The sequence below is a fragment of the Pseudomonas fluorescens group sp. PF-1 genome (genome assembly GCF_054481335.1).
The window spans coordinates 39,823-65,339 of the sequence record NZ_JBTMNG010000002.1; the positions used below are offsets into that span (position 1 = coordinate 39,823).

The following is a 25,517-nucleotide window of genomic DNA, read 5'->3' on the forward strand; positions in this document are numbered from 1 at the left end:
TGGCACTTGCAGCGCGTTGAAGGGCTTGGTCAAAAATCAGCGCTTCCCTAATCGCTGGTGATTTTTTAAACTGTTGAGTCCGCTCGCCCATCCGGGCAGCGCGCATATTGCATTTGCTACGAGGAAGACCATGGCCCGCGTAACCGTTGAAGACTGCCTAGAACACGTGGATAACCGCTTTGAGCTGGTCATGCTCTCTACCAAGCGTGCCCGTCAACTGGCCACCGGCGGCAAAGAGCCGAAAGTAGCCTGGGAAAACGACAAGCCTACCGTCGTCGCCCTGCGTGAAATCGCTGAAGGCCTGATCGACTACGCAGCTATCGCCGAAGCCGAAATCGTTGAAGATGAACCGCTTTTTGCTGCATTCGAGGACGAGTCCAACGAGGCCGTCTAAGCCTATGCCTGGTCGACGTAGCACGGCGCGGGATCACAGCTTGCGGCAGGAGTCATCATGCCGAGCATAGACGCCCTCGCCGATCGCTTATCGACCTACCTCGGCAAGGACCAGGTCAACCTGGTCCGCCGGGCGTATTTCTACGCCGAACAAGCCCACGACGGCCAACGCCGCCGCAGTGGCGAGGCGTACGTCACGCACCCTCTCGCGGTGGCGAATATTCTTGCCGAAATGCATATGGACCATCAGAGCCTGATGGCAGCCATGCTGCATGACGTGATCGAAGATACCGGTATCGCCAAGGAAGCACTGCAAGCGCAGTTCGGTGAAACCGTGGCCGAATTGGTCGACGGGGTCAGCAAACTGACCCAGATGAACTTCGAGACCAAGGCCGAAGCCCAGGCTGAAAACTTCCAGAAAATGGCCATGGCCATGGCGCGCGACATTCGCGTGATCCTGGTCAAGCTGGCCGACCGCCTGCACAACATGCGCACGCTGGAAGTGCTGTCCGGCGAAAAACGCCGTCGCATCGCCAAGGAAACCCTGGAAATCTATGCGCCCATCGCCAATCGGCTGGGCATGCACGCCATCCGCATAGAATTCGAAGACCTCGGCTTCAAGGCCATGCACCCGATGCGTTCCGCGCGAATCTACCAGGCGGTCAAGCGCGCCCGGGGCAACCGCAAGGAAATCGTCAACAAGATCGAGGAATCCCTCAGCCACTGCCTGGCCATCGATGGTATTCAGGGCGAGGTCAGCGGTCGGCAGAAACACCTCTACGGCATCTACAAGAAAATGCGTGGCAAGCGCCGGGCCTTCAACGAGATCATGGACGTCTACGCGTTCCGGATCATCGTCGACAAGGTCGACACCTGCTATCGCGTTCTGGGTGCTGTGCATAATTTGTACAAGCCGCTGCCGGGTCGCTTCAAGGATTACATCGCAATCCCCAAGGCCAACGGCTATCAGTCGCTGCACACGACGCTGTTCGGCATGCATGGCGTTCCGATCGAGATCCAGATCCGCACCCGCGAAATGGAGGAGATGGCCAACAACGGCATCGCCGCCCATTGGCTGTATAAATCCAGCGGCGACGAGCAGCCAAAAGGCACTCACGCCCGCGCGCGTCAATGGGTCAAAGGCGTGCTGGAAATGCAGCAGCGCGCCGGCAACTCGCTGGAATTCATCGAAAGCGTGAAGATCGACCTGTTCCCGGACGAGGTCTATGTGTTCACGCCCAAAGGCCGGATCATGGAGTTGCCCAAGGGCTCCACGGCAGTCGACTTCGCCTATGCGGTGCACACCGACGTCGGCAACAGCTGCATTGCCTGCCGGATCAACCGTCGACTCGCACCGCTGTCCGAACCCCTGCAAAGTGGCTCCACGGTCGAAATCGTCAGTGCTCCAGGCGCGCGTCCGAACCCGGCGTGGCTCAACTTCGTGGTCACCGGCAAGGCGCGCACGCACATCCGCCATGCACTGAAACTGCAACGCCGCTCCGAGTCCATCAGCCTGGGCGAACGCCTGCTGAACAAAGTCCTCAACGGCTTCGACAGCACGCTGGAGAAAATCCCGGCCGAGCGCGTCAAGGCGATGCTCACCGAGTATCGCCTCGAGCTGATCGAAGACCTGCTGGAAGACATCGGCCTGGGCAATCGCATGGCCTACGTCGTCGCCCGTCGCCTGCTCGGCGAAGGCGAACAGCTACCGAGCCCGGAAGGTCCGCTGGCGATTCGCGGCACAGAAGGCCTGGTGCTCAGCTACGCCAAGTGCTGCACGCCGATCCCGGGCGACCCGATTGTCGGCCACCTGTCCGCGGGCAAAGGCATGGTCGTGCACCTGGACAACTGCCGCAACATCAGCGAAATCCGCCACAATCCGGAAAAATGCATCCAGCTCTCGTGGGCCAAGGATGTCACCGGCGAATTCAATGTCGAACTGCGCGTCGAGCTGGAACACCAGCGTGGCCTGATCGCCCTGCTGGCCAGCAGCGTCAACGCGGCCGACGGCAACATCGAAAAAATCAGCATGGACGAACGCGATGGTCGCATCAGCGTGGTCCAACTGGTGGTCAGCGTGCACGACCGCGTGCACCTGGCCCGCGTGATCAAGAAACTGCGCGCCCTGACCGGAGTGATCCGCATCACCCGGATGCGCGCCTAAGCCACCCATTACAAGGAGTCATCAATGACCAAGACCGTTATCACCAGCGACAAGGCCCCGGCCGCCATCGGTACTTACTCCCAGGCAATCAAGGCTGGCAACACCGTTTACATGTCGGGTCAGATTCCTCTGGACCCAAAAACCATGGAACTGGTTGAAGGCTTCGAAGCCCAGACCGTCCAGGTCTTCGAGAACCTCAAGGCCGTGGCTGAAGCCGCCGGTGGTTCGTTCAAGGACATCGTCAAGCTGAACATCTTCCTCACCGACCTGAGCCACTTCGCCAAGGTCAACGAGATCATGGGCAAGTACTTCGACCAACCGTACCCAGCCCGCGCCGCCATTGGCGTAGCAGCCCTGCCAAAGGGTTCGCAGGTTGAAATGGATGCCATTCTGGTCATCGAGTAATGCGTCCGGCGCAGCCTCTGGCTGCGCCGACTGCTCTGCTGTAAGGAAAGCTTGATAGGATTCCACCATGCGCAAAGCGCTTGCTCTCTCGCTGCTCGCCCTGTTCTTGGGCGGTTGTGCCAGCAACCCTGCCGACCGTGATATCAGCGGCACCTGGATCAATCAGGCGGCGATCGATACTGCATCCAAAGGCGTCCCCCTGCGTGAGGCGCTCCAGACCTATGGCCCGAACCTGGAATGGAACGTCAACACCAAGGCCGGTCAGGCCCGCTACACCAATGGCTTTGAAAATGTCGAAGGCAAGATGCTGGGCGAAGAGTCCGGCGCCTGGAAAATCGACTTTTATGGCAGCTCGGCCAGCGAGTTGAAACGTGACGGCAAGCAACTTAGCCAGTCCGCCAGCGACAACGAGCCGGCGCAAGTCTTCGACCGCGCACTGATCCCGGTACCGGAGGGCGCACCGATTGGCGCCAGCTTCGAACGCGCGCTGTATTCGGCTTACATGGGCGGTAGCTGGAAAATCGTCAGCGGTCCCGGTGAAGGCAATACCGTGCAGTTCCAGGCCGACGGCCAGGTGACCGGTTTGCCGAACACTGATCGCTACGCGCTGTGCCTGGCTGGCGATTGTGCGTCGATGAGCGGCGGCAATGACAACATGTGGCTGCAACTCAACGGGCAAGGAAATGCGTGGATCTTTACCCGTAAAGGCAAAGAACTGGAAATCTTCCAGACCGTGAACACCGCACAGGCAGACGAGATGCCTTCGTTCACACCGGGTGATCGCAAGTGGCTGCTCGAGAAGCAGTAAACAATACACAAACACCTGAGGGAGCGAGCTTGCTTGCTCCCTCAGGTGTTTGTGAAGCCTGAACGTCAGCAGCGCCCTTCAAGAATCGCGGCATACCCTTCGCGAAAACTCGGATACTTCGGCACCCAGCCCAAGGCTTTTGCCCGGGCATTACTGCAGCGTTTGCTTCCGGTGCGGCGCACGCTGGCATCGTCGGCCCATTCGGTCACACCCAGATACTCGCGTAACCAACCCACCACATCCGCCAACGCTGCGGGCGCGTCATCGACGCCGATATAGACATCCTCCAACACCACGCCACGTCGAGCGGCCTCAAGCAAAAACGCCATCAACCCTGTAGCGTCATCGGCATGGATCCGATTGGCATACAACGGTGGATCGACCGCCACGCGATAGCCTCGGCGCACCTGGGTCAGCAACCACTCGCGGCCCGGACCATAAATACCGGTCAACCGCACAATACTGGCCGGGATGCCGCTCTTAAGGGCAATCTGCTCGGCTTCGAGCATCACGCGACCGGAATAGCCCGCCGCCACCACTGGCGAAGTCTCGTCAACCCACTCGCCCTCCTGCTGCCCATAAACACTGCTGCTGGAAACGAACAACAAGCGTTCAGGAACCTGCCCATAGTCGTCCAACCAGCCCAGAACGTGTTGCAAGCCCTGGACATAAGCAGCCCGGTAGCCGGCTTCATCGTGATCGGTAGCGGCCGCGCAATACACCAGGTAGTCCACGGCACCGATTGGCCAGGTGGCCGGACAGTCCTCATTGAACAAGTCGCCCGCAACGCCGATGACACCCTCGGGCAAACGTGAAATGTCACGCCGCAGGCCATGAACCTCCCACCCCAAAGCCAACAATTGCGTGGCCAGACGACTGCCGACATCACCGCAACCGGCGATCAGAACAGAAGGTGCGGACATCAAAAAAACTCCTCTCGGAAACGGATAAGCTAGCGCCGACAGTGGACGAGCGGTTAGCAATTCAGGAAAAAAAAGACTCTATCGCTTTTGTTAACAAGAATTAATTGCAATAATGCACGCCACTTTGTTCTCGGCCTCACGAGGCCTGGAAGAACATTAATCGAATTTTCCTCTCAGGTCCGGCCCAGCATGACATGTAATCAACTCTCCGCTTTGCCAACCAAACGACCTCGTGCCTGGAGCGCGGTGGCCGCCCTGCTGTTCAGCCTGATGCTGGCGCCTGCCGCCGCGTTCGCTGATGCGCAAGCGCCGGCCACTCCGACCGCCGCCACCGCACCGGCTCCAGCCGATCACGCCGCCCCGGTTGTCACTCCGGTCGCCAACGACCCAGCGCAGACCCAAGCGATCGCCGGCGAAGACGCTCCCGAAGTACTCGAAGCCGACAACACCCTGGGCATGGCCCACGACCTGTCGCCGTGGGGCATGTACAAAAACGCCGACATCATCGTGAAAATCGTGATGATCGGCCTGGCCATCGCTTCGATCATCACCTGGACCATCTGGATCGCCAAAGGCCTGGAGCTGATGGGCGCCAAGCGCCGTCTGCGCAGTGAAATCGCCCAGCTGAAAAAATCTGCCTCGCTCAAGGAAGCCAGCGTCACGGCGGCGAAGGAAGGCACCCTCGCCAATCTGTTGGTGCACGACGCTCTCGAAGAGATGCGCCTGTCGGTAAACAGTCGCGAAAAAGAAGGCATCAAGGAACGCGTCAGCTTCCGCCTCGAACGCCTGGTGGCGGCTTGCGGTCGCAACATGAGCAGCGGCACCGGCGTGCTTGCCACCATTGGTTCAACCGCGCCATTCGTGGGCCTGTTCGGTACCGTATGGGGCATCATGAACAGCTTTATCGGCATCGCCAAAACCCAGACCACCAACCTCGCCGTCGTGGCTCCCGGCATTGCCGAGGCCTTGCTGGCCACCGCCCTGGGGCTGGTCGCAGCGATTCCAGCGGTCGTGATCTACAACGTGTTTGCCCGCTCCATCGCCGGCTACAAGGCTCAGGTGTCCGACGCGTCGGCACAGGTGCTGCTGCTGGTCAGCCGCGACCTCGACCACCAGCCTGAGCGCAGCTCGCAACCGCACATGGTGAAAGTGGGGTAATCGGCCATGGGCCTGCATTTGAAAGAAGGCGCAGACGACGATCTGGCCGAGAATCACGAAATCAACGTCACGCCGTTCATCGACGTGATGCTGGTGCTGTTGATCATCTTCATGGTGGCGGCGCCGCTGGCCACTGTGGACATCAAAGTCGACCTGCCCGCGTCCACCGCCAAACCGGCGCCGCGGCCGGAAAAACCGGTGTTCCTCAGCGTCAAGGCTGACCAACGCCTGTTCCTCGGCGAAGATGAAGTGAAGGCCGAAGCACTCGGCGCTACGCTCGACGCCAAGACCCAGGGCAAGAAAGACACGACGATCTTCTTCCAGGCCGATAAAGGCGTGGATTACGGCGACCTCATGAGCGTGATGGACACCCTGCGCTCCGCCGGTTACCTGAAGGTGGGTCTGGTCGGTCTCGAGTCGGCAGTCAAGAAATGATCACGACGCGCCAAAAGCTGACGCGATATGGCGGAAGCCTGGCCGTGGTGCTGGGCGTTCATGCGCTGGCCATCGCGCTGGCCGTGAACTGGACCGCCCGCCCGCCCATCGAATTGCCGCCCCAGGCAATGATGGTCGAACTGGCGCCGCTTCCCGCCCCGCCACCGCCTGCACCGCCAAAGGTCATCACACCGCCACAGCCACCGGCCCCGGTAGAGGAACTACCGATACCGAAACTCGCCGAGGCGCCGAAGGCGGAAATCGCGGTGCCCAAACCGGTCAAACCCAAGCCGAAGCCTCAACCGCCCAAGCCTGTGGAGAAAAAACCGGAACCGCCGAAGGAAAAGCCGTCCAAAGCAAAACCGAGCGAAGAACCACCAACGCCGGCACCAACGGAGAAATCCGCTCAGCCCGCTCCTGGGCCATCGGCAGCTCAACTAGCGGCCAAGGCCAGTTGGGAAGGCACCTTGCTGGCGCACCTGCAAAAGTACAAAAAGTACCCGCCCAGTGCACAGGCTCGGGGAAAGGAAGGCATTAACCGCCTGCGTTTCGTGGTGGATGCCGAAGGCAACGTCCTGTCATTCGAGCTGGTGGGCGCCTCAGGCACTGCCGATCTGGACAGGGCGACCCTGGACATGATCCGCCGCGCTCAGCCGCTGCCAAAACCTCCGGCCGACATGCTCAAAAATGGCTCCATCGAAATCGTTGCACCTTTTGTTTACTCGATAGACAAACGCCGACGCTGACTAATGTGGGAGCGGGCTTGCTCGCGATTGCTGCCTGACATCCAACATCATCGTTGACTGTTACACCGCTATCGCGAGCAAGCTCGCTCCACCATGCGAAAGGCACCGAAAAGGTGCCTTTCGCCTATCTGGAAACGGCAAACGTGCATTACCCGGTGTCACTCAGCACATACTGTCTGATAACGTGCGTCTATCGATTGCAAGCGTTATGCTTGGCCCGCAACTTCATGGACGCTTGCTATGACTCTTACAGAATTACGCTACATCGTTACCCTCGCCCAAGAGCAGCACTTTGGCCACGCGGCCGAGCGTTGCCACGTCAGCCAGCCGACCCTTTCGGTAGGCGTGAAAAAGCTCGAAGACGAACTCGGTGTGCTGATTTTCGAGCGCAGCAAAAGCGCCGTGCGCCTGACCCCGGTTGGTGAAGGCATCGTGGCCCAGGCACAGAAAGTCCTGGAACAGGCCCAAGGCATTCGCGAACTGGCACAAGCCGGCAAGAACCAGCTGACCGCCCCGCTGAAAGTCGGCGCGATCTACACCGTCGGCCCGTATCTGTTCCCGCACCTGATCCCGCAACTGCACCGGGTTGCCCCGCAGATGCCGTTGTACATCGAAGAAAACTTCACCCACATCCTGCGTGACAAGCTGCGCAACGGCGAGCTCGACGCGATCATCATCGCCCTGCCGTTCAATGAAGCCGACGTCCTGACCCTGCAACTCTACGACGAGCCGTTCTACGTCCTGATGCCGGCGCAGCACCCATGGACGCAAAAAGAATCCATCGACGCCAGCCTGCTCAATGACAAGAGCCTGCTGTTGCTCGGCGAAGGCCACTGCTTCCGCGATCAAGTGCTGGAAGCCTGCCCGACCCTGACCAAGGGCAACGACGGCGCCAAACACACCACGGTGGAATCCAGTTCGCTGGAAACCATCCGCCACATGGTTGCCTCCGGCCTCGGGATTTCGATCCTGCCGCTGTCGGCCGTCGACAGCCATCACTACGCCCCTGGCGTGATCGAAGTTCGGCCGTTGTCGGCGCCGGTACCGTTTCGCACCGTGGCCATCGCCTGGCGTGCGAGCTTCCCGCGTCCGAAAGCCATTGAAATCCTCGCTGACTCCATTCGCCTGTGCTCGGTGGCCAAGCCATCCGCACCGGTGGTGGCCGGCTAAGCACGCGTCATGACTGAGTTGTCGCAAGTGTCGGTGACGGCACTCAAGGGTGTCGGCGAAGCCATGGCCGAGAAACTGGCCAAGGTCGGCCTGGAAAATCTCCAGGACGTCCTGTTTCACCTGCCATTGCGGTACCAGGATCGCACGCGTGTAGTCCCGATTGGTGCGTTGCGCCCGGGGCAGGACGCCGTGATCGAAGGCACGGTCAGCGGCGCCGACGTGGTCATGGGCCGACGCCGCAGCCTGGTGGTGCGCCTGCAGGACGGCACCGGCGGACTCAGTCTGCGCTTCTACCATTTCAGCAACGCCCAGAAAGAAGGCCTCAAGCGCGGCACGCGAATTCGCTGCTACGGCGAAGCGCGACCCGGTGCGTCGGGTCTGGAAATCTACCACCCGGAATACCGCGCCATTACCGGCGACGAGCCGCCGCCGGTGGACGAAACCCTGACGCCGGTGTACCCGCTCACCGAAGGCCTGACGCAACAGCGCTTGCGCCAACTGTGCATGCAGACCCTGACGTTACTCGGCCCCACCAGCCTGCCCGACTGGCTGCCGACCGAACTCGCCCGCGACTATCAATTGGCACCGCTGGCCGATGCGATCCGCTACCTGCATCATCCGCCGGCCGATGCCGATGTCGACGAACTCGCCCTCGGCCACCACTGGGCCCAGCACCGCCTGGCCTTCGAAGAACTGCTGACCCATCAACTGTCCCAGCAACGCCTGCGCGAAAGCATGCGTTCGCTGCGCGCACCGGCCATGCCCAAAGCCACGAAGCTACCGGTCCAATACCTGGCCAACCTCGGCTTCAGCCCCACGGGTGCACAGCAGCGGGTGGGCAACGAAATCGCCTATGACCTCAGTCAACACGAGCCGATGCTGCGCTTGATTCAAGGTGACGTCGGCGCGGGCAAAACCGTGGTCGCGGCGCTGGCTGCATTGCAAGCATTGGAGGCTGGTTATCAGGTCGCCTTGATGGCGCCCACCGAAATTCTTGCCGAGCAGCACTTCATCACCTTCAAGCGCTGGCTCGAACCCTTGGGCATCGAAGTCGCGTGGCTGGCCGGCAAGCTCAAGGGCAAAAACCGCGTGGCCGCGCTGGAGCAAATCGCCAACGGTACGCCGATGGTGGTCGGCACCCATGCGCTGTTTCAGGACGAGGTGCAGTTCAAGAACCTGGCGCTGGTGATCATCGACGAGCAACACCGCTTTGGTGTGCAACAGCGCCTGGCGTTACGCCAGAAAGGTGTCGGCGGGCGCATGTGTCCGCATCAGCTGATCATGACTGCGACACCTATCCCGCGCACGCTGGCCATGAGTGCCTACGCCGACCTCGACACCTCGATCCTCGACGAATTGCCGCCCGGCCGAACCCCGGTGAACACGGTGCTGATCACCGACACCCGGCGCGTCGAAGTCATCGAACGGGTGCGCGGCGCCTGTGCCGAAGGTCGACAGGCCTATTGGGTGTGCACGCTGATCGAAGAGTCGGAAGAGCTGACCTGCCAAGCCGCCGAAACCACTTATGAAGACCTCACCGCCGCGCTCGGCGAACTGAAAGTCGGGCTGATTCACGGGCGCATGAAGCCTGCCGAAAAAGCGGCCGTGATGGCCGAATTCAAGGCCGGCATCTTGCAGCTGCTGGTCGCCACCACCGTGATCGAAGTAGGTGTCGACGTGCCCAACGCCAGCCTGATGATCATCGAAAACCCGGAACGTCTTGGCCTGGCGCAACTGCACCAGTTGCGCGGTCGCGTCGGGCGAGGCAGCGCCGTCAGCCATTGCGTGTTGCTCTACCATCCACCGCTGTCGCAGATCGGGCGCCAGCGACTGGGCATCATGCGCGAAACCAATGACGGATTCGTCATCGCCGAAAAAGACCTCGAACTGCGCGGCCCCGGTGAAATGCTCGGCACGCGGCAGACCGGTCTGCTTCAATTCAAAGTCGCCGACCTGATGCGCGACGCCGACCTGCTGCCGGCGGTGCGCGATGCCGCTCAGGCCTTGCTCGAACGCTGGCCCGATCACGTCAGCCCATTACTTGATCGTTGGTTGCGTCATGGGCAGCAATACGGCCAAGTGTGAGCACCGTCTCAGTTTCTGAGCGATGGGTTCGAGCAAGCTGGTTATACTCCTGCCAATTGTTTTAAAACGGATACAGACCATGACCGAAGTTGCCCTCGCACCCGCTACCCCGCACGCGCCGTCGGTCATTCGGCTGTTGCTGGGCAAAATGGGCATTGCCTACAAGGAAGTCCTGGACCACCACGGCCTGAACCCCGCGCGCAAAGTTCAGGCTGCGCTGCTTGATGACGCCGTCGGTGCGCTGATGGTGTTGTTCCCGCAAAGCCAATTGCTGGACCTCAATCGCCTCACCGAACTCACCGGCCGCCGCCTCACTGCGGTGCCGACCGAGCGCCTGGAAAAGATGCTCGGCAAGCATAACCTGAGCCTGTTGCCCGGCCTGCCGGCACTGACCAGCTCACCGTGCCTGTACGACGAAAGCCTGCTGCATGAGCCGATGGTGCTGGTCAACTCCGGCGAGCCTGGCGTACTGCTGGAAATCACCAGCGAAGCCTTCAAATCCATGCTGAATAAAGCCAGCGCCGCCAACTTCGGCGAAGCGCTGACCAGCATCCGCCCGAACCTCGACCGCCCCGACGACGACCGCGAGGAAATCACCCAGGCCGTTCAAGCGTTCACCGCGCGGCGCATCCAGCAACGCCTGGAAGCGACCATCGAGATTCCGCCGCTGGCCGAGACCGCGCAAAAGATCATCAAACTGCGCGTCGACCCCAACGCTACCATCGACGACATCACCGGCGTGGTCGAGACCGACCCGGCGCTGGCGGCGCAAGTGGTGAGCTGGGCGGCGTCGCCGTACTACGCTTCGCCGGGCAAGATCCGTTCTGTGGAAGACGCCATCGTGCGCGTGCTGGGTTTCGACCTGGTGATCAACCTGGCGCTGGGCCTGGCCCTGGGCAAAACCCTGAGCCTGCCCAAGGACCACCCACAACACAGCACGCCTTACTGGCAGCAATCGATCTACACCGCCGCCGTCATCGAAGGCCTGACCCGCGCCATGCCGCGCGCCCAGCGTCCGGAAGCCGGCCTGACCTATCTGGCCGGCCTGCTGCACAACTTCGGCTACCTGCTGCTGGCCCACGTGTTCCCGCCGCACTTCTCGCTGATCTGCCGCCACCTGGAGGTCAACCCGCACCTGTGCCACAGCTACATCGAGCAACACTTGCTGGGCATCAGCCGCGAACAGATCGGCGCCTGGCTGATGCGCTACTGGGACATGCCCGATGAACTGGCCACCGCGCTGCGCTTCCAGCACGACCCCCATTACGACGGCGACTACGCCGAGTACCCGAACCTGGTGTGCCTGAGCGTGCGCTTGCTGCGCAGCCGCGGCATTGGTTCCGGCCCCGACGAAGACATCCCCGATGCCCTGCTCGAACGCCTGGGCCTGACTCGCGACAAGGCCGAAGACGCGGTCAGCAAAGTCCTTGAAGCCGAAGTATTGCTGCGCGAACTCGCTTCGCAATTCACTCAGGGCTGAAAGTATCGCGGGCAAGCCACGCCCCCACAGGATTTAGATGATCCCTGTGGGAGCGGGCTTGCCCGCGATGAATCCAACCCGGTCTGACTGACCCACTCAAACCTCGGCGACAGTTTTCGCCTTCTTCGGCTTCAAATACTTGGTCACCCCCTGGAACCAGATCACCAGCGCCGGGTTGCCCTTGATCTGAATCGACTTGTCTTGAATCCCCGTCATAAATGCATTGGTCGACGAGCCAGCAACGACAAAAAGCAAGCGCACTGCTAAGATTTGAGCGTAAATAGAGGGCTTTCCGATGACCCAAACAGCGGCTAACAGTGTTGCAAGTCAAGTCCGCAAGCTTGCCAAGGACCACAAGATCACTGCCGAACCTGACGGCATGAGCCGTATGGCCGTGACCATCACCTGTCTGGCTGGTGATATCGTCGTGCTGGATGGCGTTGAACAGTTGCTCGTCAATCTGAAGAAAAAAGGCGCACTGAGCAAATCAGAAGCCTTGGTGCTCCAAGGGCGGTACCTTCAGGAGAGGCGCTCCAAGAAACATAGCGCATGACTTTTGACCCGTTCGGCGATTTCGAAACGGCTGGCTACCTTCAAAACTCGCTGGGCCTGAAAGATCCCACTGAAGTTAAAGAATCAGAGCATTTTTCCTTCGAACTGAGCATCGAAGACGCTCTTACCTATTTGGCCAAGACCCAGCCAATCGATTACAAGTCAGTCCTCAAAGTTCACGAGATCCTTTTCTCCGGCTTCTATCCTTGGGCAGGGAAAGATCGATGCGAGCTAGTCCCTCACTTGGCTGTCTTCAAGGGCTTACATGGCGATCCGCGAAGCACCGTCTTTGAGCATCCGAACTCCATCAAGATGTCTGTCGACTATGCGCTTGAGCTAGCAGCAAACCAGAAACGTTTCAGAGATCGCCCTGGCGAAGTAATGGGCCAACTAGCATTCGCACACCCCTTTCTCGACGGCAACGGCCGCACGATCCTGTTGGTCTTCATGGAGCTATGCTATCGGGCCCGGTTCGCCATCGACTGGTCAAGGACCATCAAGGACGACTACCTGCGGGCGCTCAGTGATGAAATTCGAGAGCCTCGCGAGAGGCATCTCGATCACTACCTGAAACCGTTCGTGGTCGATATCGCCAGTCGAGACGAGTGGCCAGCGACCATCAGCAGCATCCGTGGCCTGGATGGCCTGGACAAGGAAGGCATCACCTACGAGAGCCTGGACAATCCGGAAGTCCAGCAGATATACAAGGCTTACAGGGCACGACCACTCGACACATCAGGCCCGTAGGATGTCGTAAGGTAAAAAGCTGGAGACAACCTCAAGCCTTTGGCTTGGCCTTCTTCGGCTTCAAATACTTGGTCAACCCCTGGAACCAGATCACCAGCGCCGGATTGCCCTTGATCTGAATCGACTTGTCCTGAATCCCCGTCATGAACGCCAACTGCTTGTTCTTCGCCTGCATCGTGGCAAAACCGTAAGCGGCATCTTTGAAGGCAATGGCAAACGCAGGCTCGGCATACACGCCCGCCTTGCTGGTAATGCGCTGATCCTTCACCCGGAAATGCCGCGCCACCTTCCCGTCCAGGGTCTGCAGCTGAAACACCAGGTCCTTGTCGCCCAACTGCTGCTGAAACGCAGGATTGGTCCGACTGGCCTTGCCCATCAACAAACCCAGCATCCACAGCAGAAAACGAAATTTCATGCGCAAGCCTCAAAAGGAAAATGAACGGCCGGGGCAGTTTAACGGCTTCAAGCCATAACGCCAGTATCCGGTTTCATTAGGAGGAGATCATAACCATTAGCGGCACGATGACTACCAAGTCACAATTAATAACGCCTTCTGCCAGACCACTCGCCACGTCATTCCCACACCAAACGAAACACATTCTGTAGGAGCCGGCTTGGCGGCGATGACCTCACGTGCGCCGCGTTTATCCAGTCCACACGCGTTATCGTTAACGACCATCGCGAGCAAGCTCGCCCCTACAGGTGATGTGTTATCAATTTCCGGGATGGCGCGAAAACCAAAAAAATGGGCACCCAACCTGGTTGGCGTGCCCATTCTTTGTTCGGCTCCCCTGCTACGCAGGGTATGGCGACGGATTACGGATTGACGCTGTCTTTCAACGATTTGCCTGGCTTGAACGCAACGGTGTTGCTGGCCTTGATTTTGACGGGCTCACCGGTTTGCGGGTTTTTGCCGGTGCGGGCGCCGCGGTGGCGTTGCAGGAAGGTGCCGAAACCTACCAGCGTGACGCTATCTTTGCGGTGCAGGGCGCCGGTGATTTCTTCGAGAACGGCGTTGAGAACGCGGTTGGCCTGCTCTTTGGTGAGGTCTGCTTTTTCAGCAATTGCTGCGGCGAGATCTGGTTTACGCATATTAGTGAAGCCCCTTTGACGGTTTTTTGTTGTTATGTCCGTGCTGCTCTCTGCGGAGCAGCGCCCAAAGCGCCGCAGGTGCTCTACTCTGCGGCAGACGGGAGTGAGGATGGCACGCAGTGAGGAGCCGCGCCAGTGTCGGCGCGGCCAATGTATGGGCAAAAGGGGGGTGATTCCGACAGAACGACCGGTATTTACGCCAGCAGCGCCGGAAGTTCTTTGTTCAGGGCCAGTTTTTCCGTCACCGCCGCGCCTGTCAGGGCATAACCGAGCAGTTTGCCGCCGGCATCGCGGCATAAAACCTTGATGTCGGCGCCCTGCCCTTCGACGGTCCAGACGCCCTCCGTGCCGCGTGGCGGCGGGGACACCACCAATGGGCACACCGGGGTTTTGACGGTGATGGGCATCGGGCCATAAGTGACCGTCGTCGGGTTGCCGGCGAGGGTCTGGGCCAGCGCTCTCGCACAGCTCATCAGGGGCATTACGTACAACAGGTTCAGCCCATCGACCTCGGCACAGTCGCCCAGGGCGTAGATGTTGGCGTGGGAAGTTTGCAGGTGGCGGTTGACCACGATGCCGCGATTGACTTGCACGCCGGCAGCGGCGGCCAGGTCGATGCGCGGACGCAGGCCAATGGCCGACACGACCACGTCGCACGGGATCACCTGGCCATCGGACAGGTGCGCCTCCAGCCCATCAGCGACGCGCTGCAGGCGATTGAGCACCGGCCCGAGGTGGAAACGTGCACCCAGGCTTTCCAGCCCGGCCTGCACCGCCGCAGCCGCCGCCGGGTGCAGCAGGGTCGGCATGACTTGTTCGCACGGTGCCACCAGTTGCACCTCGTAGCCGCCCAGACTAAGGTCGTTGGCGAACTCGCAGCCGATCAGCCCGGCGCCGAGCAACAGCACCCGACGCTTGCCGGCCGCTGCGGCGCGAAAGCGTGCGTAGTCTTCGAGGTCGTTGATCGGGAATACGCAGTCCGCCGCATCACCTTCGATGGGCACGCGCACGGTTTCTGCGCCCCAGGCCAGGATCAGGTCACGGTAGTACACCGCTTCTTCGCCGATCCACAGGCGCTTGTGGCCCGGGTCGATGCCACTGATGCGCGTGTGGGTGCGCACTTCGGCTTTCAACTGCTCGGCCATGGTGCCGGGTTCTGCCATGCTCAGGCCATCGGCGTCTTTGTTTTTGCCGAAACCGGTGGAGAGCATCGGCTTGGAGTAAGAGCGTCCGTCATCGGCGGTAATCAGCAGCAGCGGAGTTTCGCCATCGAGTTTGCGAAACTCGCGGGCCAGGTTGTAGCCCGCCAGTCCGGTGCCGACGATCACGACAGGTGCGTTCATTCCTTACTCCTTCCAGGTGTCTTAGTTGATTTCGATCATTTCGAAATCCATTTTGCCGACGCCGCAATCCGGGCACAGCCAGTCTTCGGGCACGTCCTGCCACAAGGTGCCCGGCGCGATGCCGTCATCCGGCCAGCCGTCGGCTTCGTTGTAGATCAGGCCGCAGACCACACATTGCCACTTTTTCATTCAGGTACTTCCTCAGGATTCAGGCTTTTGCCGGCGCGAACGGTCGATGGTTGCAGCGCTGCCGTCCGGCTCAGGGCGTTTTGTACTGATGGGGCCGCGCAGATGCAAGCCTGTTCGGCGCAACGGGCGGCCAGATCACTCAAATTCATGAGCCGACATGTTAAGCTCGCCGCCTCCTTTGCTGCCAATAATGACTCACTGTGCCGCACTCAAAATCCGCTTGCCCGGCCCCGCTCTGGCTTCCTCACAGCCAACTGACGCCCCTCCCCGATACGTCTACCCTCGACTGGCTATTCGACGAAGGTTCGCTGACCCGCCGCCTGACCCGTTTGTCGAATGACGGCTTCAGCGTCACGCCGCTGTTCGAAGGCTGGCAGACCCTGCGCGCCGACGAATGCGCCGCGCTGGATCTGGCCGACGGCAGTGAGGGCTGGGTCCGCGAGGTGTACCTGCGCGGTCACGGCGAGGCATGGGTGTTTGCCCGCAGCGTGGCCTCGCGCAGTGCATTGCAGGGCGACGGCTTGCACATGGACGAATTGGGCAGCCGCTCCCTGGGCGAATTGCTGTTTTGCGATCACGCCTTCCAGCGCCGGGCCATCGAGGTTTGCCACTATCCTCAAGCGTGGCTGCCGAACGAGGTCCGATCGCCTGAGCTATGGGGCCGCCGCTCACGGTTCGACCGTGGCACCTTGAGCGTGCTGGTGGCCGAAATTTTCCTGCCGACCCTGTGGAACGCCGCCCGCGCCCATCCGGAGAATTGCTGATGTACCAGAGCCTGCTCAAGTCCCTGAACCGCTTGAACCCACGGGCCTGGGATTTCATTCAGCTGACGCGCATGGACAAGCCGATCGGCATCTATCTGTTGCTGTGGCCCACGCTGTGGGCGCTGTGGATTGCCGGCAAGGGCTCGCCGTCGCTGGCCAACATCGTGATTTTCGTCCTTGGCGTGGTGTTGACTCGCGCCGGTGGCTGCGTGATCAACGATTGGGCCGACCGCAAGGTCGACGGCCATGTGAAACGCACCGCACAGCGCCCACTGGCGAGCGGCAAGATCAGCTCCAAGGAAGCGTTGGTGTTCTTTGCGCTGCTGATGGGGGCGAGTTTCCTGCTGGTGCTGTGCACCAATGCGACCACGATCTGGCTGTCACTCGGCGGCCTGGCGCTGGCCTTCACTTACCCGTTCATGAAGCGCTACACCTATTACCCGCAGGTGGTGTTGGGCGCGGCGTTTTCCTGGGGCATGCCGATGGCATTCACCGCCGAAACCGGTGATTTACCGGCAGCGGCGTGGCTGCTGTACATCGCCAACCTGATGTGGACAGTGGGCTACGACACCTATTACGCAATGACCGACCGCGACGACGATCTGAAAATCGGCGTGAAATCCACGGCGATCCTGTTTGGCGAGGCGGACCGGGTGATCATCCTGACCCTGCAAGGATTGGCGCTGGGTTGTCTGTTGCTGGCGGGTTCGAAATTCGAGCTCGGTGGCTGGTTCCACCTTGGGTTGGCGGTGGCGGCAGGCTGCTTCGCCTGGGAGTTCTGGTACACCCGCGACAAGGACCGGATGCGCTGTTTCAAGGCGTTTTTGCACAATCACTGGGCCGGGCTGGCGATTTTTGTCGGGATCGTGCTGGATTACGGGTTGCGTTGAGGCAGGATTGATATCGCCCCCGCAGAGCATTCATGCGGGGGCGGATCACGTTGGTTACTTCTGCGACTCGTGAACGACGTGCCAGACGTCTTTCATGCCGTCACCCTTCATTTCTCCAGGCTTTTCGTCCTTCACGAAGGTGTACAGCGGTTTACCGTCATACGCCCACTGCATCATGCCGTCATCGCGCTTGATGGGCGTAAATTTGCCTTCGGCCTTGGCACCGGCCGGAGCCATCATGGGTGGCCAATTCTTCGCGCAGTCACCATTACACATCGACTTGCCGCCCGAGTCCTTGTCGAACGTGTATACGGTCATGCCTTTATGGTCGACCATCATGCCGTCTTTCATCATCACCGGTTCAGCGGCGAGCGCCAGGGTCGGCAGCGTTAGCACGGCCGTTACCAGTAACGCCTTCCAGGATTGAGCGATGTAATTCATGGAAACCTTCCTCTTGCGGTTGTCAGGATTCGGACTTAGAGCTTAGTTCAGGTTCACGACGATCGCCGGGCGACTAAAATACTGTCACACGACTGCAATAATTCCGTTATCTAATGCGGCGCAAGACAGTTAAATGACAAGAGGATTAAGGCATGGTTGGCAGGAGCATTCTGATCGTCGACGACGAAGCGCCTATTCGCGAAATGATCGCCGTTGCGTTGGAAATGGCCGGCTATGACTGCCTGGAGGCCGAGAACTCCCAGCAGGCCCACGCCATTATCGTCGACCGCAAACCGGACTTGATCCTGCTCGACTGGATGCTGCCCGGCACCTCCGGCATCGAATTGGCCCGCCGCCTCAAGCGCGATGAACTGACCGGTGATATCCCGATCATCATGCTCACCGCCAAGGGCGAAGAGGACAACAAGATCCAGGGCCTGGAAGTCGGTGCCGACGATTACATCACCAAACCTTTTTCCCCCCGTGAGTTGGTCGCACGCCTCAAAGCCGTGCTGCGCCGCGCCGGTCCTACCGATGGCGAAGCGCCGATTGAAGTCGGTGGCCTGCTGTTGGACCCGATCGGTCACCGCGTGACCATCGACGGCAAGCCGGCCGAAATGGGGCCGACCGAATACCGCCTGCTGCAATTCTTCATGACCCACCAGGAACGCGCCTACACGCGCGGCCAGTTGCTGGATCAGGTCTGGGGCGGCAATGTCTATGTCGAAGAGCGCACCGTCGATGTGCACATCCGCCGCCTGCGCAAAGCCCTCGGCGACGCCTACGAAAACCTGGTACAAACCGTGCGCGGAACCGGCTACCGGTTCTCTACAAAGGCATAAAAGCAGTTGCAAGCGCCAAGCTTTAAGCGGCAAGCAGAAGCACAGCCCGCTATAACTTGCAGCTTGCGGCTAGAAACTGAAAGCTGCGCTAGGACGCCCCCTTGAACCAAAACTGGCATGGCACCCTGATTCGCCACATGCTGCTACTGGTCACCGCCTGCCTGGTGATCGGCTTGATCAGCGGCTACTACGGCTGGAGCCTCGCCGCGGGCCTGGGCCTTTACCTGGCCTGGACCCTCAAGCAACTGCTGCGCCTGCACGAGTGGCTGCGCCTGCACCAACCCGATGAAGCTCCGCCCGATGGCTATGGCCTGTGGGGCGAAGTGTTCGACAGCATCTATCACCTGCAGCGTCGCGATCAGCGAGTGCGCGGGCGGTTGCAAGCGGTGATCGACCGGGTTCAGGAATCCACCGCCGCATTGAAAGATGCGGTGGTCATGCTCGACAGCGACGGCAACCTGGAATGGTGGAACCGCGCCGCCGAAACCTTGCTGGGCCTCAAGACGCCACAGGACAGCGGTCAGCCGGTGACCAACCTGGTGCGCCACCCACGCTTCAAGGAATACTTCGAGCAGGACAGCTACGCCGAGCCGCTGGAAATCCCTTCGCCGACCAACGACCGGATGCGTATTCAGCTGTACATCACCCGCTACGGCAACAACGAGCACCTGATGCTGGTACGCGACGTCACACGCATCCATCAGCTCGAACAGATGCGCAAAGACTTCATCGCCAACGTTTCCCATGAATTACGCACACCCCTGACGGTGATATGCGGCTACCTGGAAACCCTGCTCGACAACGTCGAGGACGTGAACCCGCGCTGGAGTCGCGCCTTGCAGCAAATGCAGCAACAAGGCGGGCGCATGCAAACGCTGCTCAATGACTTGCTGCTGCTGGCCAAGCTCGAAGCGACCGATTACCCATCGGATAACCAGCCAGTGGCCATCGATGGCCTGTTGCAGTCGATCAAGAGTGACGCTCAGCAGCTCTCCGGCCAGAAAAACCAGCACATCACCCTGGAAACCGACCCGACGATTCTGCTCAAGGGCAGCGAAGCCGAACTGCGCAGCGCTTTTTCCAACCTGGTGTTCAACGCGGTCAAGTACACCCAGGCCGAAGGCAACATCCGCATTCGCTGGTGGGGCGATGAACAAGGCGCGCACCTGAGCGTGCAGGATTCCGGGATCGGCATCGACAGCAAACACCTGCCGCGCCTGACCGAACGCTTCTATCGCGTCGACTCCAGTCGCAACTCCAATACCGGTGGCACCGGCCTGGGGCTGGCGATCGTCAAACACGTGCTGTTGCGCCACCGCGCACGGATGGAAATCAGCAGCGTGCCGGGGCACGGGAGCACTTTTACCTGCCATTTCGCCCCCGCCCAGGTCAGCAAATCCAGAGTCATTAGTCCAACGGACTGATGGCAGTACTAGGCAATCGCTGAGTCAGCCGCTACATTGGCTGACTTGTGCCTGCCTTTCAGGCCCACTTTTTCTTTCCTTTCGAATACACGGAACCCGCAAAACTCCATCATGGACCCTTCCCCTGGTTTGACCCTCGCCACACTATTCGCCGACTTCGGCATGATTCTTTTTGCTCTGATCCTGGTATTGCTCAACGGTTTTTTCGTTGCGGCGGAATTTGCCATGGTCAAATTGCGCTCGACCCGGGTCGAAGCCATCGCTGAACAACACGGCTGGCGCGGGCAGATCCTGCGGACCGTGCACAGCCAGCTCGATGCCTACCTGTCGGCGTGCCAATTGGGCATCACCCTCGCCTCCCTGGGCCTCGGCTGGGTCGGCGAACCGGCGTTCGCGCACATCCTCGAACCGCTGCTCGACGCCGTCGGCGTGCAGTCGGCCGAAGTGATCAAAGGCGTTTCGTTCTTCGCTGCGTTTTTTGTCATCTCGTACCTGCACATCGTGGTGGGCGAACTGGCCCCGAAATCCTGGGCCATCCGCAAGCCCGAGCTGCTGTCGCTGTGGACCGCCGTGCCGCTGTACCTGTTCTACTGGGCCATGTACCCGGCGATCTACTTGCTCAACGCCAGCGCCAACGCGATCCTGCGCATCGCCGGCCAGGGCGAGCCCGGCCCGCATCACGAGCATCACTACAGCCGCGAAGAACTGAAACTGATCCTGCACTCCAGCCGTGGCCAGGACCCGAGCGACCAAGGCATGCGCGTATTGGCTTCGGCGGTGGAAATGGGCGAACTGGAGGTGGTCGACTGGGCCAACTCCCGCGAAGACCTGGTGACACTGGAGTTCAACGCCCCTCTCAAGGAAATCCTGGCGATGTTCCGTCGTCACAAGTTCAGCCGTTATCCGGTGTACGACAGCGAGCGCCAGGAGTTCGTCGGCTTGCTGCACATCAAGGACCTGCTGCTTGAACTGGCGGCACTGGATCATATTCCCGAGTCGTTCAACCTGGCCGAACTGACCCGTCCGCTGGAGCGCGTGTCCAGGCACATGCCGCTGTCGCAACTGCTCGAACAGTTCCGCAAGGGCGGCTCGCACTTCGCCGTGGTTGAAGAGGCCGACGGCAACATCATCGGCTACCTGACCATGGAAGACGTACTGGAAGTGCTGGTGGGCGACATTCAGGACGAACACCGCAAGGCCGAACGCGGGATCCTCGCCTACCAGCCGGGCAAACTGCTGGTACGGGGCGATACGCCGCTGTTCAAGGTCGAACGGCTGCTGGGTATCGACCTGGACCACGTTGAAGCCGAAACCCTCGCAGGGCTGGTCTACGAAACCCTGAAACGCGTACCGGAAGAGGAAGAAGTGCTGGAAGTCGAAGGCCTGCGCATCATCATCAAGAAGATGAAAGGGCCGAAGATCATTCTGGCCAAGGTCTTGATGCTGGGCTGAGTGCAGCACCCGTCGCTTGTGGCGAGGGAGCTTGCTTGCTCGCCACAATTAGTTTTCGCAAGCCCTCGTTATTGCTTGCCCAACGCAAAGTTGGGTAATGAGCTCACCGGTTGGTTGAACTGATACGGAATCGACACCAGGCCCATCCCGGTATTGCGCTGCACCACGAAATGCAGGTGCGGCCCGCTGCTGTTGCCGGTATTGCCCGACAGCGCAAGCGCGGTGCCCACCATGACCCTTTGCCCCTCCCGAACGCTGACCGAGCCTTTTTTCAGGTGCAGGTAAACGCCCATGGTCCCGTCATCGTGCAACACCCGCACGAAATTGCCCGATGGATTGGTGCCGCGTCCGGTCTGTCCGTTTTCGATCTTCACCACGACCCCGCCACGTGCGGCAATGATCGGTGTGCCTTCGGGCATGGCGATGTCGATGGCGTAACGGTTCTTCGGCCCAAAGTGGCTGTATTGGCCCTCGGCACCCTGACTCACCCGAAACGGCCCGCCACGCCAGGGCAACGGGTATCGATAGGCCATGGAGGCGCCTGCGGGGTCGCCCAGGGAGTATTCGAACCTGGGGATATAGGCGATCGGCCTTGTGGCCTCTGTGGCCGTGAGCATCGCCAGGCGAATGCTGCTGCGTGACGGCATCACCCGACGAATCGGCCGGCTCGGCGCGCCACTGACGTTCTTCAAGCCATCGAAACTCAATTCGATTTCCACCGGCGCATAGAGGTCGTTTCGCACGTATACGCTGTCCACGCCTTCCTTTTTCATGATCACCAGGTACACCTGACGCTCAAGGTGCTCTTCCATGCGATCGCGGAAGGTGAACACCTTGGAGCCTTTCGTGGGGCGGTCACTGTAGGAGACCACGCCATTGGCGTCGGTGGACTTGTAGATAGTCACGGCCATCGCCGGGGTGGCGGCCATGAACAGACCACATAAAAACAGCAGGCGCGCGAGCATGGGCAGGATTCTGTCGTGTGAGGCCTGGAATGAGCCTAGCAGTCGGAATTGACCTGTGTTGTCGACAGATGTTTCAAAGTGGATGGTTTAGCAGATGTGTGGTGATTGCTTTAGCGTCATCGCGGGCAAGCCCGCTCCCACAGGTTCTGCACTGTACCTGTGGGAGCGGGTTTGCCCGCGATGGCTGGCTGACAGGCGACGCCTGACTTACGCGCCCGGAACGAAGTGCTTCTGTGCAGTGCCACGGGCGATCAGGCGGGAAATGTAATCGAGCTTCTGCGAGTCCTGATCGACGAAACGGAAGGTCAATTGCAACCAGTCGCTGTCCGGCTTGGGCTCATGGGCGACGACGGCGTGCAAATAGCCATTCAGACGAGCAGTCTCGGCGTTGTCGCCCTGCTCCAGGTCGAGCACGGCACTGTCCAGTACTTGTGGCAGTGTTTCGGAACGCTTCACCACCAGCAGCGCTTCCTTGAGGCTCAGCGCCTTGATCACGCATTGCTGGATACCGTTGGGCAGGCGCAATTGCCCCTGACCACGCCCACCCGCCCCAGAGGCAGCCGGAGCGGGCGCCTTGACCGGCGGACTGTTGAGCAAACCACGGGATGGCGCGGCAGCAGGAGTCGGGGCAGAAGGCGATGGCGCGACCACGGTGGCCTTGCCGCCAGTCAATGCATTCAGGGAGTCGTTGCCGAACGCCGAAGTCGTTTTGGTCGATGCAACGTTCACCAACGCGTCGAGCTTGCCGACCTTGTGCAGTGCCTGCCTGACCTTGTTGATCAATTGCTCGTTGGTGAACGGCTTGCTGACATAGCCAGAAACCCCGGCCTGGATTGCCTGGACGACGTTCTCCTTGTCGCCACGGCTGGTCACCATCACAAACGGCATGGTTTTGAGGCTGTCCTGCGCGCGACACCAAGTCAGCAGTTCCAGGCCGGACATTTCCGGCATTTCCCAGTCGCACAGCACCAGGTCGAACGCTTCCCGGGCCAGCAATGCCTGAGCCTTTTTGCCATTGATTGCGTCTTCGATCCGCATGCCCGGGAAATAGTTACGCAGGCATTTCTTCACCAGGTCACGAATAAACGAGGCATCGTCCACGACCAACACACTGACCTTACTCATCCATAACCCCTTAAAAAACCCCGGCAAGCATACCGCTTTGCTGATGGCATATTGCCAAAACCTTCAGTCACGCCGGGACTTTTCGTTCGCGGGTGCTGCTTTTCGAATTCGAGAGCCGCAAACAAAAACGCCCGGCCAAAAGGCCGGGCGCTTTACTTGGGCAATCTTACTTATCGTCAGGTTTGCCCGGAACATTAGCGGTTTCGCCGGCGGTTCCTTCAACTTCTTCTTTCATGCGCTTGAGGCCAAGGTGACGTACGTCAGTGCCGCGCACCAGGTAAATCACCAACTCGGAAATATTGCGCGCGTGGTCGCCGATGCGCTCCAGCGAACGCAGCACCCAGATAATGCTCAAGACGCGCGAGATAGAGCGCGGGTCTTCCATCATGTAGGTCGCCAGCTCACGCAGAGCGGTCTTGTATTCACGGTCGATGATTTTGTCGTACTGCGCCACGGACAACGCCAGATCGGCGTCGAAACGGGCAAAGGCGTCCAATGCGTCACGAACCATGTTACGGACCTGGTCGCCGATGTGGCGCACTTCGACGTAGCCGCGCGGCGCTTCGCCTTCTTCGCACAACTGGATGGCACGACGGGCGATCTTGGTCGCTTCATCACCGATGCGCTCCAGGTCGATCACCGACTTGGAGATGCTGATGATCAGACGCAGGTCAGACGCCGCTGGCTGACGACGGGCCAGAATGCGCAGGCATTCTTCGTCGATGTTGCGTTCCATCTGATTGATCTGGTCGTCGATTTCGCGAACCTGCTGGGCCAGGCCGGAATCGGCCTCGATCAGCGCGGTGACCGCGTCGTTGACCTGTTTTTCCACCAGACCGCCCATGGCCAGGAGGTGGCTGCGCACTTCCTCCAGTTCGGCGTTGAACTGCTGGGAGATGTGGTGGGTAAGGCCTTCTTTGCTAATCATCTGTTTCGCTCCGCGAAAGTTGCAAGCTTCAAGCTGCAAGCTTCAAGCAGTTATGTATAAGTCCTGATATCGCACCGCTTTTCTTGCCGCTTGCAGCTTGACGCTTGCGGCTGTAGGGCTAGCCGTAACGACCGGTGATGTAGTCTTCGGTCTGCTTCTTCGCCGGATTGGTGAACAGGGTGTCGGTGTCGCCGAATTCCACCAGTTTGCCCATGTACATGAACGCCGTGTAGTCGGATACCCGAGCGGCCTGTTGCATGTTGTGGGTCACGATGACGATGGTGAATTTGGATTTCAGTTCGTAGATCAGCTCTTCGACTTTCAGCGTCGAGATCGGGTCGAGTGCCGAGCACGGTTCATCGAGCAGCAGCACTTCCGGTTCCACGGCGATGGTGCGGGCGATCACCAGACGTTGCTGCTGACCACCGGACAGGCCCAGTGCCGATTCATGCAGACGGTCTTTGACTTCATCCCACAGGGCCGCGCCTTTCAACGCCCACTCGACCGCTTCGTCGAGGATGCGCTTCTTGTTGATGCCCTGGATCCGCAGGCCGTAGACCACGTTTTCATAGATGGTTTTCGGGAACGGGTTGGGCTTCTGGAACACCATGCCGACGCGACGACGCAGCTCGGCCACGTCTTCGCCCTTGCGATAGATGTTGTTGCCGTACAGGTTGATCGCGCCTTCGACGCGGCAGCCGTCCACCAGATCGTTCATGCGGTTAAACGTACGCAGCAATGTGGACTTGCCGCAGCCGGACGGGCCGATGAAGGCGGTCACGCGCTGTTTCGGGATGTTCATGCTGACGTCGTACAGCGCTTGTTTCTCACCGTAGAACAGGCTCAGGCTCGGTACCTCGATGGCCACGGTTTCCTGCTCGAGATTCAGGCTCTGCTTGTCGCGACCCAGGGCCGACATGTTGATGCCGTGAGTATGTGCTTCGTGCTGCATGGGGTCTCACTCCGTTCGTAGCTGCAAGCTTCTGGCTGCAAGCT

28 protein-coding genes and 1 pseudogene are annotated in these 25,517 nt (G+C 60.2%); 17 read left to right on the forward strand and 12 right to left on the reverse strand.

Annotated features, from left to right (window positions below; all coding sequences use genetic code 11):
• The first annotated feature begins 130 nt into the window (after positions 1–130).
• The 4 genes from rpoZ to ACX3YD_RS14875 all read left to right on the forward strand — a co-directional run bounded on the left by rpoZ (position 131) and on the right by ACX3YD_RS14875 (position 3,770).
• Positions 131–394, forward strand: coding sequence for a DNA-directed RNA polymerase subunit omega (gene rpoZ, locus ACX3YD_RS14860; protein WP_007921129.1), 264 nt, complete (start codon positions 131–133; stop codon positions 392–394).
• Between the two features lie 57 nt (positions 395–451).
• Complete coding sequence (gene spoT / locus ACX3YD_RS14865) at positions 452–2,557, forward strand: bifunctional GTP diphosphokinase/guanosine-3',5'-bis pyrophosphate 3'-pyrophosphohydrolase (RefSeq protein WP_103402940.1); 2,106 nt, start codon at positions 452–454, stop codon at positions 2,555–2,557.
• A 24-nt stretch (positions 2,558–2,581) separates the two neighbouring features.
• Positions 2,582–2,962 (forward strand): RidA family protein, encoded by a 381-nt coding sequence (locus tag ACX3YD_RS14870; RefSeq protein WP_003229509.1) that lies wholly within the window; start codon positions 2,582–2,584, stop codon positions 2,960–2,962.
• Between the two features lie 67 nt (positions 2,963–3,029).
• The gene (locus ACX3YD_RS14875) at positions 3,030–3,770 is read left to right on the forward strand and encodes a hypothetical protein (protein ID WP_047535125.1); all 741 of its coding nucleotides are present in this window, start codon (positions 3,030–3,032) and stop codon (positions 3,768–3,770) included.
• Positions 3,771–3,835: 65 nt separating this feature from the next.
• On the opposite strand, the gene ACX3YD_RS14880 is transcribed toward ACX3YD_RS14875, so the two are convergent.
• Positions 3,836–4,693, reverse strand: coding sequence for an SDR family oxidoreductase (locus ACX3YD_RS14880; RefSeq protein WP_458960428.1), 858 nt, complete (start codon positions 4,691–4,693; stop codon positions 3,836–3,838).
• A 189-nt stretch (positions 4,694–4,882) separates the two neighbouring features.
• Here ACX3YD_RS14880 and exbB point away from each other — a divergent pair, with 189 nt between their 5' ends.
• The 6 genes from exbB to ACX3YD_RS14910 all read left to right on the forward strand — a co-directional run bounded on the left by exbB (position 4,883) and on the right by ACX3YD_RS14910 (position 11,767).
• A complete protein-coding gene (exbB, locus tag ACX3YD_RS14885; protein WP_458960429.1) occupies positions 4,883–5,851 on the forward strand; it encodes a tonB-system energizer ExbB in 969 nt (322 codons plus the stop codon).
• A gap of 6 nt (positions 5,852–5,857) precedes the next feature.
• Complete coding sequence (gene exbD, locus ACX3YD_RS14890) at positions 5,858–6,286, forward strand: TonB system transport protein ExbD (protein WP_047535134.1); 429 nt, start codon at positions 5,858–5,860, stop codon at positions 6,284–6,286.
• The gene (locus tag ACX3YD_RS14895) at positions 6,283–7,032 is read left to right on the forward strand and encodes a TonB family protein (RefSeq protein WP_458960430.1); all 750 of its coding nucleotides are present in this window, start codon (positions 6,283–6,285) and stop codon (positions 7,030–7,032) included. The genes exbD and ACX3YD_RS14895 overlap by 4 nt, the downstream gene beginning before the upstream one ends.
• 240 nt (positions 7,033–7,272) lie before the next feature.
• Positions 7,273–8,202, forward strand: coding sequence for a hydrogen peroxide-inducible genes activator (locus ACX3YD_RS14900; RefSeq protein ID WP_047535140.1), 930 nt, complete (start codon positions 7,273–7,275; stop codon positions 8,200–8,202).
• A gap of 9 nt (positions 8,203–8,211) precedes the next feature.
• Complete coding sequence (gene recG / locus ACX3YD_RS14905; protein ID WP_458960431.1) at positions 8,212–10,287, forward strand: ATP-dependent DNA helicase RecG; 2,076 nt, start codon at positions 8,212–8,214, stop codon at positions 10,285–10,287.
• A gap of 79 nt (positions 10,288–10,366) precedes the next feature.
• The gene (locus ACX3YD_RS14910) at positions 10,367–11,767 is read left to right on the forward strand and encodes an aminoacyl-tRNA deacylase and HDOD domain-containing protein (protein ID WP_103402946.1); all 1,401 of its coding nucleotides are present in this window, start codon (positions 10,367–10,369) and stop codon (positions 11,765–11,767) included.
• Between the two features lie 96 nt (positions 11,768–11,863).
• On the opposite strand, the pseudogene ACX3YD_RS14915 reads toward ACX3YD_RS14910, so the two are convergent.
• Positions 11,864–11,989: pseudogene (locus tag ACX3YD_RS14915) on the reverse strand (helicase); the annotation flags it as partial.
• A gap of 73 nt (positions 11,990–12,062) precedes the next feature.
• Here ACX3YD_RS14915 and ACX3YD_RS14920 point away from each other — a divergent pair.
• Positions 12,063–12,320: a hypothetical protein gene (locus tag ACX3YD_RS14920; protein ID WP_047535149.1), complete on the forward strand. Its 258-nt coding sequence runs from the start codon at positions 12,063–12,065 to the stop codon at positions 12,318–12,320.
• Positions 12,317–13,066, forward strand: coding sequence for a Fic/DOC family protein (locus ACX3YD_RS14925; RefSeq protein ID WP_458960432.1), 750 nt, complete (start codon positions 12,317–12,319; stop codon positions 13,064–13,066). The genes ACX3YD_RS14920 and ACX3YD_RS14925 overlap by 4 nt, the downstream gene beginning before the upstream one ends.
• Before the next feature lie 31 nt (positions 13,067–13,097).
• Here the strand turns inward: ACX3YD_RS14925 and ACX3YD_RS14930 are convergent, their stop codons facing one another.
• The 5 genes from ACX3YD_RS14930 to ACX3YD_RS14950 form a co-directional block, all read right to left on the reverse strand.
• Positions 13,098–13,481 (reverse strand): helicase, encoded by a 384-nt coding sequence (locus ACX3YD_RS14930; RefSeq protein WP_288099514.1) that lies wholly within the window; start codon positions 13,479–13,481, stop codon positions 13,098–13,100.
• Positions 13,482–13,592: 111 nt separating this feature from the next.
• Positions 13,593–13,841, reverse strand: a complete 249-nt coding sequence (locus ACX3YD_RS14935) for a hypothetical protein (protein WP_458960433.1) — start codon at positions 13,839–13,841, stop codon at positions 13,593–13,595.
• Between the two features lie 41 nt (positions 13,842–13,882).
• Complete coding sequence (locus ACX3YD_RS14940; protein WP_003195589.1) at positions 13,883–14,158, reverse strand: HU family DNA-binding protein; 276 nt, start codon at positions 14,156–14,158, stop codon at positions 13,883–13,885.
• Positions 14,159–14,352: 194 nt separating this feature from the next.
• Positions 14,353–15,501, reverse strand: coding sequence for an NAD(P)/FAD-dependent oxidoreductase (locus ACX3YD_RS14945; RefSeq protein WP_103402950.1), 1,149 nt, complete (start codon positions 15,499–15,501; stop codon positions 14,353–14,355).
• A gap of 21 nt (positions 15,502–15,522) precedes the next feature.
• Complete coding sequence (locus ACX3YD_RS14950) at positions 15,523–15,690, reverse strand: rubredoxin (RefSeq protein WP_007954349.1); 168 nt, start codon at positions 15,688–15,690, stop codon at positions 15,523–15,525.
• A 200-nt stretch (positions 15,691–15,890) separates the two neighbouring features.
• Here ACX3YD_RS14950 and ACX3YD_RS14955 point away from each other — a divergent pair, with 200 nt between their 5' ends.
• Positions 15,891–16,454 (forward strand): chorismate--pyruvate lyase family protein, encoded by a 564-nt coding sequence (locus ACX3YD_RS14955; protein WP_458960434.1) that lies wholly within the window; start codon positions 15,891–15,893, stop codon positions 16,452–16,454.
• On the forward strand, positions 16,454–17,344 hold the full coding sequence (gene ubiA / locus ACX3YD_RS14960; RefSeq protein WP_458960435.1) for a 4-hydroxybenzoate octaprenyltransferase: 891 nt from the start codon (positions 16,454–16,456) through the stop codon (positions 17,342–17,344). Before ACX3YD_RS14955 ends, ubiA begins: the two co-directional genes overlap by 1 nt.
• A gap of 54 nt (positions 17,345–17,398) precedes the next feature.
• Here the strand turns inward: ubiA and ACX3YD_RS14965 are convergent, their stop codons facing one another.
• The gene (locus ACX3YD_RS14965; protein WP_103402953.1) at positions 17,399–17,785 is read right to left on the reverse strand and encodes a COG4315 family predicted lipoprotein; all 387 of its coding nucleotides are present in this window, start codon (positions 17,783–17,785) and stop codon (positions 17,399–17,401) included.
• 152 nt (positions 17,786–17,937) lie between these two features.
• Here ACX3YD_RS14965 and phoB point away from each other — a divergent pair, with 152 nt between their 5' ends.
• From phoB to ACX3YD_RS14980, 3 genes are all read left to right on the forward strand, one after another.
• Positions 17,938–18,627, forward strand: coding sequence for a phosphate regulon transcriptional regulator PhoB (gene phoB, locus ACX3YD_RS14970; RefSeq protein ID WP_034149326.1), 690 nt, complete (start codon positions 17,938–17,940; stop codon positions 18,625–18,627).
• Positions 18,628–18,764: 137 nt separating this feature from the next.
• Complete coding sequence (gene phoR, locus ACX3YD_RS14975) at positions 18,765–20,051, forward strand: phosphate regulon sensor histidine kinase PhoR (protein WP_256590110.1); 1,287 nt, start codon at positions 18,765–18,767, stop codon at positions 20,049–20,051.
• Between the two features lie 111 nt (positions 20,052–20,162).
• Positions 20,163–21,503, forward strand: coding sequence for a hemolysin family protein (locus tag ACX3YD_RS14980; protein WP_458960436.1), 1,341 nt, complete (start codon positions 20,163–20,165; stop codon positions 21,501–21,503).
• A gap of 68 nt (positions 21,504–21,571) precedes the next feature.
• On the opposite strand, the gene ACX3YD_RS14985 is transcribed toward ACX3YD_RS14980, so the two are convergent.
• The 4 genes from ACX3YD_RS14985 to pstB all read right to left on the reverse strand — a co-directional run bounded on the left by ACX3YD_RS14985 (position 21,572) and on the right by pstB (position 25,473).
• The gene (locus ACX3YD_RS14985) at positions 21,572–22,468 is read right to left on the reverse strand and encodes a peptidoglycan DD-metalloendopeptidase family protein (RefSeq protein ID WP_047535186.1); all 897 of its coding nucleotides are present in this window, start codon (positions 22,466–22,468) and stop codon (positions 21,572–21,574) included.
• A gap of 207 nt (positions 22,469–22,675) precedes the next feature.
• Positions 22,676–23,593: a response regulator gene (locus tag ACX3YD_RS14990; protein ID WP_047535189.1), complete on the reverse strand. Its 918-nt coding sequence runs from the start codon at positions 23,591–23,593 to the stop codon at positions 22,676–22,678.
• Between the two features lie 166 nt (positions 23,594–23,759).
• On the reverse strand, positions 23,760–24,521 hold the full coding sequence (gene phoU / locus ACX3YD_RS14995; RefSeq protein WP_047535192.1) for a phosphate signaling complex protein PhoU: 762 nt from the start codon (positions 24,519–24,521) through the stop codon (positions 23,760–23,762).
• A gap of 118 nt (positions 24,522–24,639) precedes the next feature.
• Positions 24,640–25,473, reverse strand: coding sequence for a phosphate ABC transporter ATP-binding protein PstB (gene pstB / locus ACX3YD_RS15000; RefSeq protein WP_047535196.1), 834 nt, complete (start codon positions 25,471–25,473; stop codon positions 24,640–24,642).
• Positions 25,474–25,517: the final 44 nt, after the last annotated feature.

What these genes read in the sequence shown, in the direction of transcription:
- ACX3YD_RS14990 (WP_047535189.1), bottom strand. Translation starts at nt 23,593, where the DNA reads ATGAGTAAGGTCAGTGTGTTGGTCGTGGACGATGCCTCGTTTATTCGT.
- phoB (WP_034149326.1), top strand. Translation starts at nt 17,938, where the DNA reads ATGGTTGGCAGGAGCATTCTGATCGTCGACGACGAAGCGCCTATTCGC.
- ACX3YD_RS14920 (WP_047535149.1), top strand. Translation starts at nt 12,063, where the DNA reads ATGACCCAAACAGCGGCTAACAGTGTTGCAAGTCAAGTCCGCAAGCTT.
- ACX3YD_RS14895 (WP_458960430.1), top strand. Translation starts at nt 6,283, where the DNA reads ATGATCACGACGCGCCAAAAGCTGACGCGATATGGCGGAAGCCTGGCC.
- ACX3YD_RS14930 (WP_288099514.1), bottom strand. Translation starts at nt 13,481, where the DNA reads ATGAAATTTCGTTTTCTGCTGTGGATGCTGGGTTTGTTGATGGGCAAG.
- ACX3YD_RS14965 (WP_103402953.1), bottom strand. Translation starts at nt 17,785, where the DNA reads ATGAATTACATCGCTCAATCCTGGAAGGCGTTACTGGTAACGGCCGTG.
- ACX3YD_RS14880 (WP_458960428.1), bottom strand. Translation starts at nt 4,693, where the DNA reads ATGTCCGCACCTTCTGTTCTGATCGCCGGTTGCGGTGATGTCGGCAGT.
- ubiA (WP_458960435.1), top strand. Translation starts at nt 16,454, where the DNA reads ATGTACCAGAGCCTGCTCAAGTCCCTGAACCGCTTGAACCCACGGGCC.
- ACX3YD_RS14985 (WP_047535186.1), bottom strand. Translation starts at nt 22,468, where the DNA reads ATGCTCGCGCGCCTGCTGTTTTTATGTGGTCTGTTCATGGCCGCCACC.
- ACX3YD_RS14925 (WP_458960432.1), top strand. Translation starts at nt 12,317, where the DNA reads ATGACTTTTGACCCGTTCGGCGATTTCGAAACGGCTGGCTACCTTCAA.
- ACX3YD_RS14935 (WP_458960433.1), bottom strand. Translation starts at nt 13,841, where the DNA reads ATGGGCACGCCAACCAGGTTGGGTGCCCATTTTTTTGGTTTTCGCGCC.
- pstB (WP_047535196.1), bottom strand. Translation starts at nt 25,473, where the DNA reads ATGCAGCACGAAGCACATACTCACGGCATCAACATGTCGGCCCTGGGT.
- spoT (WP_103402940.1), top strand. Translation starts at nt 452, where the DNA reads ATGCCGAGCATAGACGCCCTCGCCGATCGCTTATCGACCTACCTCGGC.
- phoU (WP_047535192.1), bottom strand. Translation starts at nt 24,521, where the DNA reads ATGATTAGCAAAGAAGGCCTTACCCACCACATCTCCCAGCAGTTCAAC.
- ACX3YD_RS14900 (WP_047535140.1), top strand. Translation starts at nt 7,273, where the DNA reads ATGACTCTTACAGAATTACGCTACATCGTTACCCTCGCCCAAGAGCAG.
- phoR (WP_256590110.1), top strand. Translation starts at nt 18,765, where the DNA reads ATGCTGCTACTGGTCACCGCCTGCCTGGTGATCGGCTTGATCAGCGGC.
- recG (WP_458960431.1), top strand. Translation starts at nt 8,212, where the DNA reads ATGACTGAGTTGTCGCAAGTGTCGGTGACGGCACTCAAGGGTGTCGGC.
- rpoZ (WP_007921129.1), top strand. Translation starts at nt 131, where the DNA reads ATGGCCCGCGTAACCGTTGAAGACTGCCTAGAACACGTGGATAACCGC.
- ACX3YD_RS14940 (WP_003195589.1), bottom strand. Translation starts at nt 14,158, where the DNA reads ATGCGTAAACCAGATCTCGCCGCAGCAATTGCTGAAAAAGCAGACCTC.
- ACX3YD_RS14875 (WP_047535125.1), top strand. Translation starts at nt 3,030, where the DNA reads ATGCGCAAAGCGCTTGCTCTCTCGCTGCTCGCCCTGTTCTTGGGCGGT.
- ACX3YD_RS14950 (WP_007954349.1), bottom strand. Translation starts at nt 15,690, where the DNA reads ATGAAAAAGTGGCAATGTGTGGTCTGCGGCCTGATCTACAACGAAGCC.
- ACX3YD_RS14910 (WP_103402946.1), top strand. Translation starts at nt 10,367, where the DNA reads ATGACCGAAGTTGCCCTCGCACCCGCTACCCCGCACGCGCCGTCGGTC.
- ACX3YD_RS14945 (WP_103402950.1), bottom strand. Translation starts at nt 15,501, where the DNA reads ATGAACGCACCTGTCGTGATCGTCGGCACCGGACTGGCGGGCTACAAC.
- ACX3YD_RS14870 (WP_003229509.1), top strand. Translation starts at nt 2,582, where the DNA reads ATGACCAAGACCGTTATCACCAGCGACAAGGCCCCGGCCGCCATCGGT.
- exbB (WP_458960429.1), top strand. Translation starts at nt 4,883, where the DNA reads ATGACATGTAATCAACTCTCCGCTTTGCCAACCAAACGACCTCGTGCC.
- exbD (WP_047535134.1), top strand. Translation starts at nt 5,858, where the DNA reads ATGGGCCTGCATTTGAAAGAAGGCGCAGACGACGATCTGGCCGAGAAT.
- ACX3YD_RS14980 (WP_458960436.1), top strand. Translation starts at nt 20,163, where the DNA reads ATGGACCCTTCCCCTGGTTTGACCCTCGCCACACTATTCGCCGACTTC.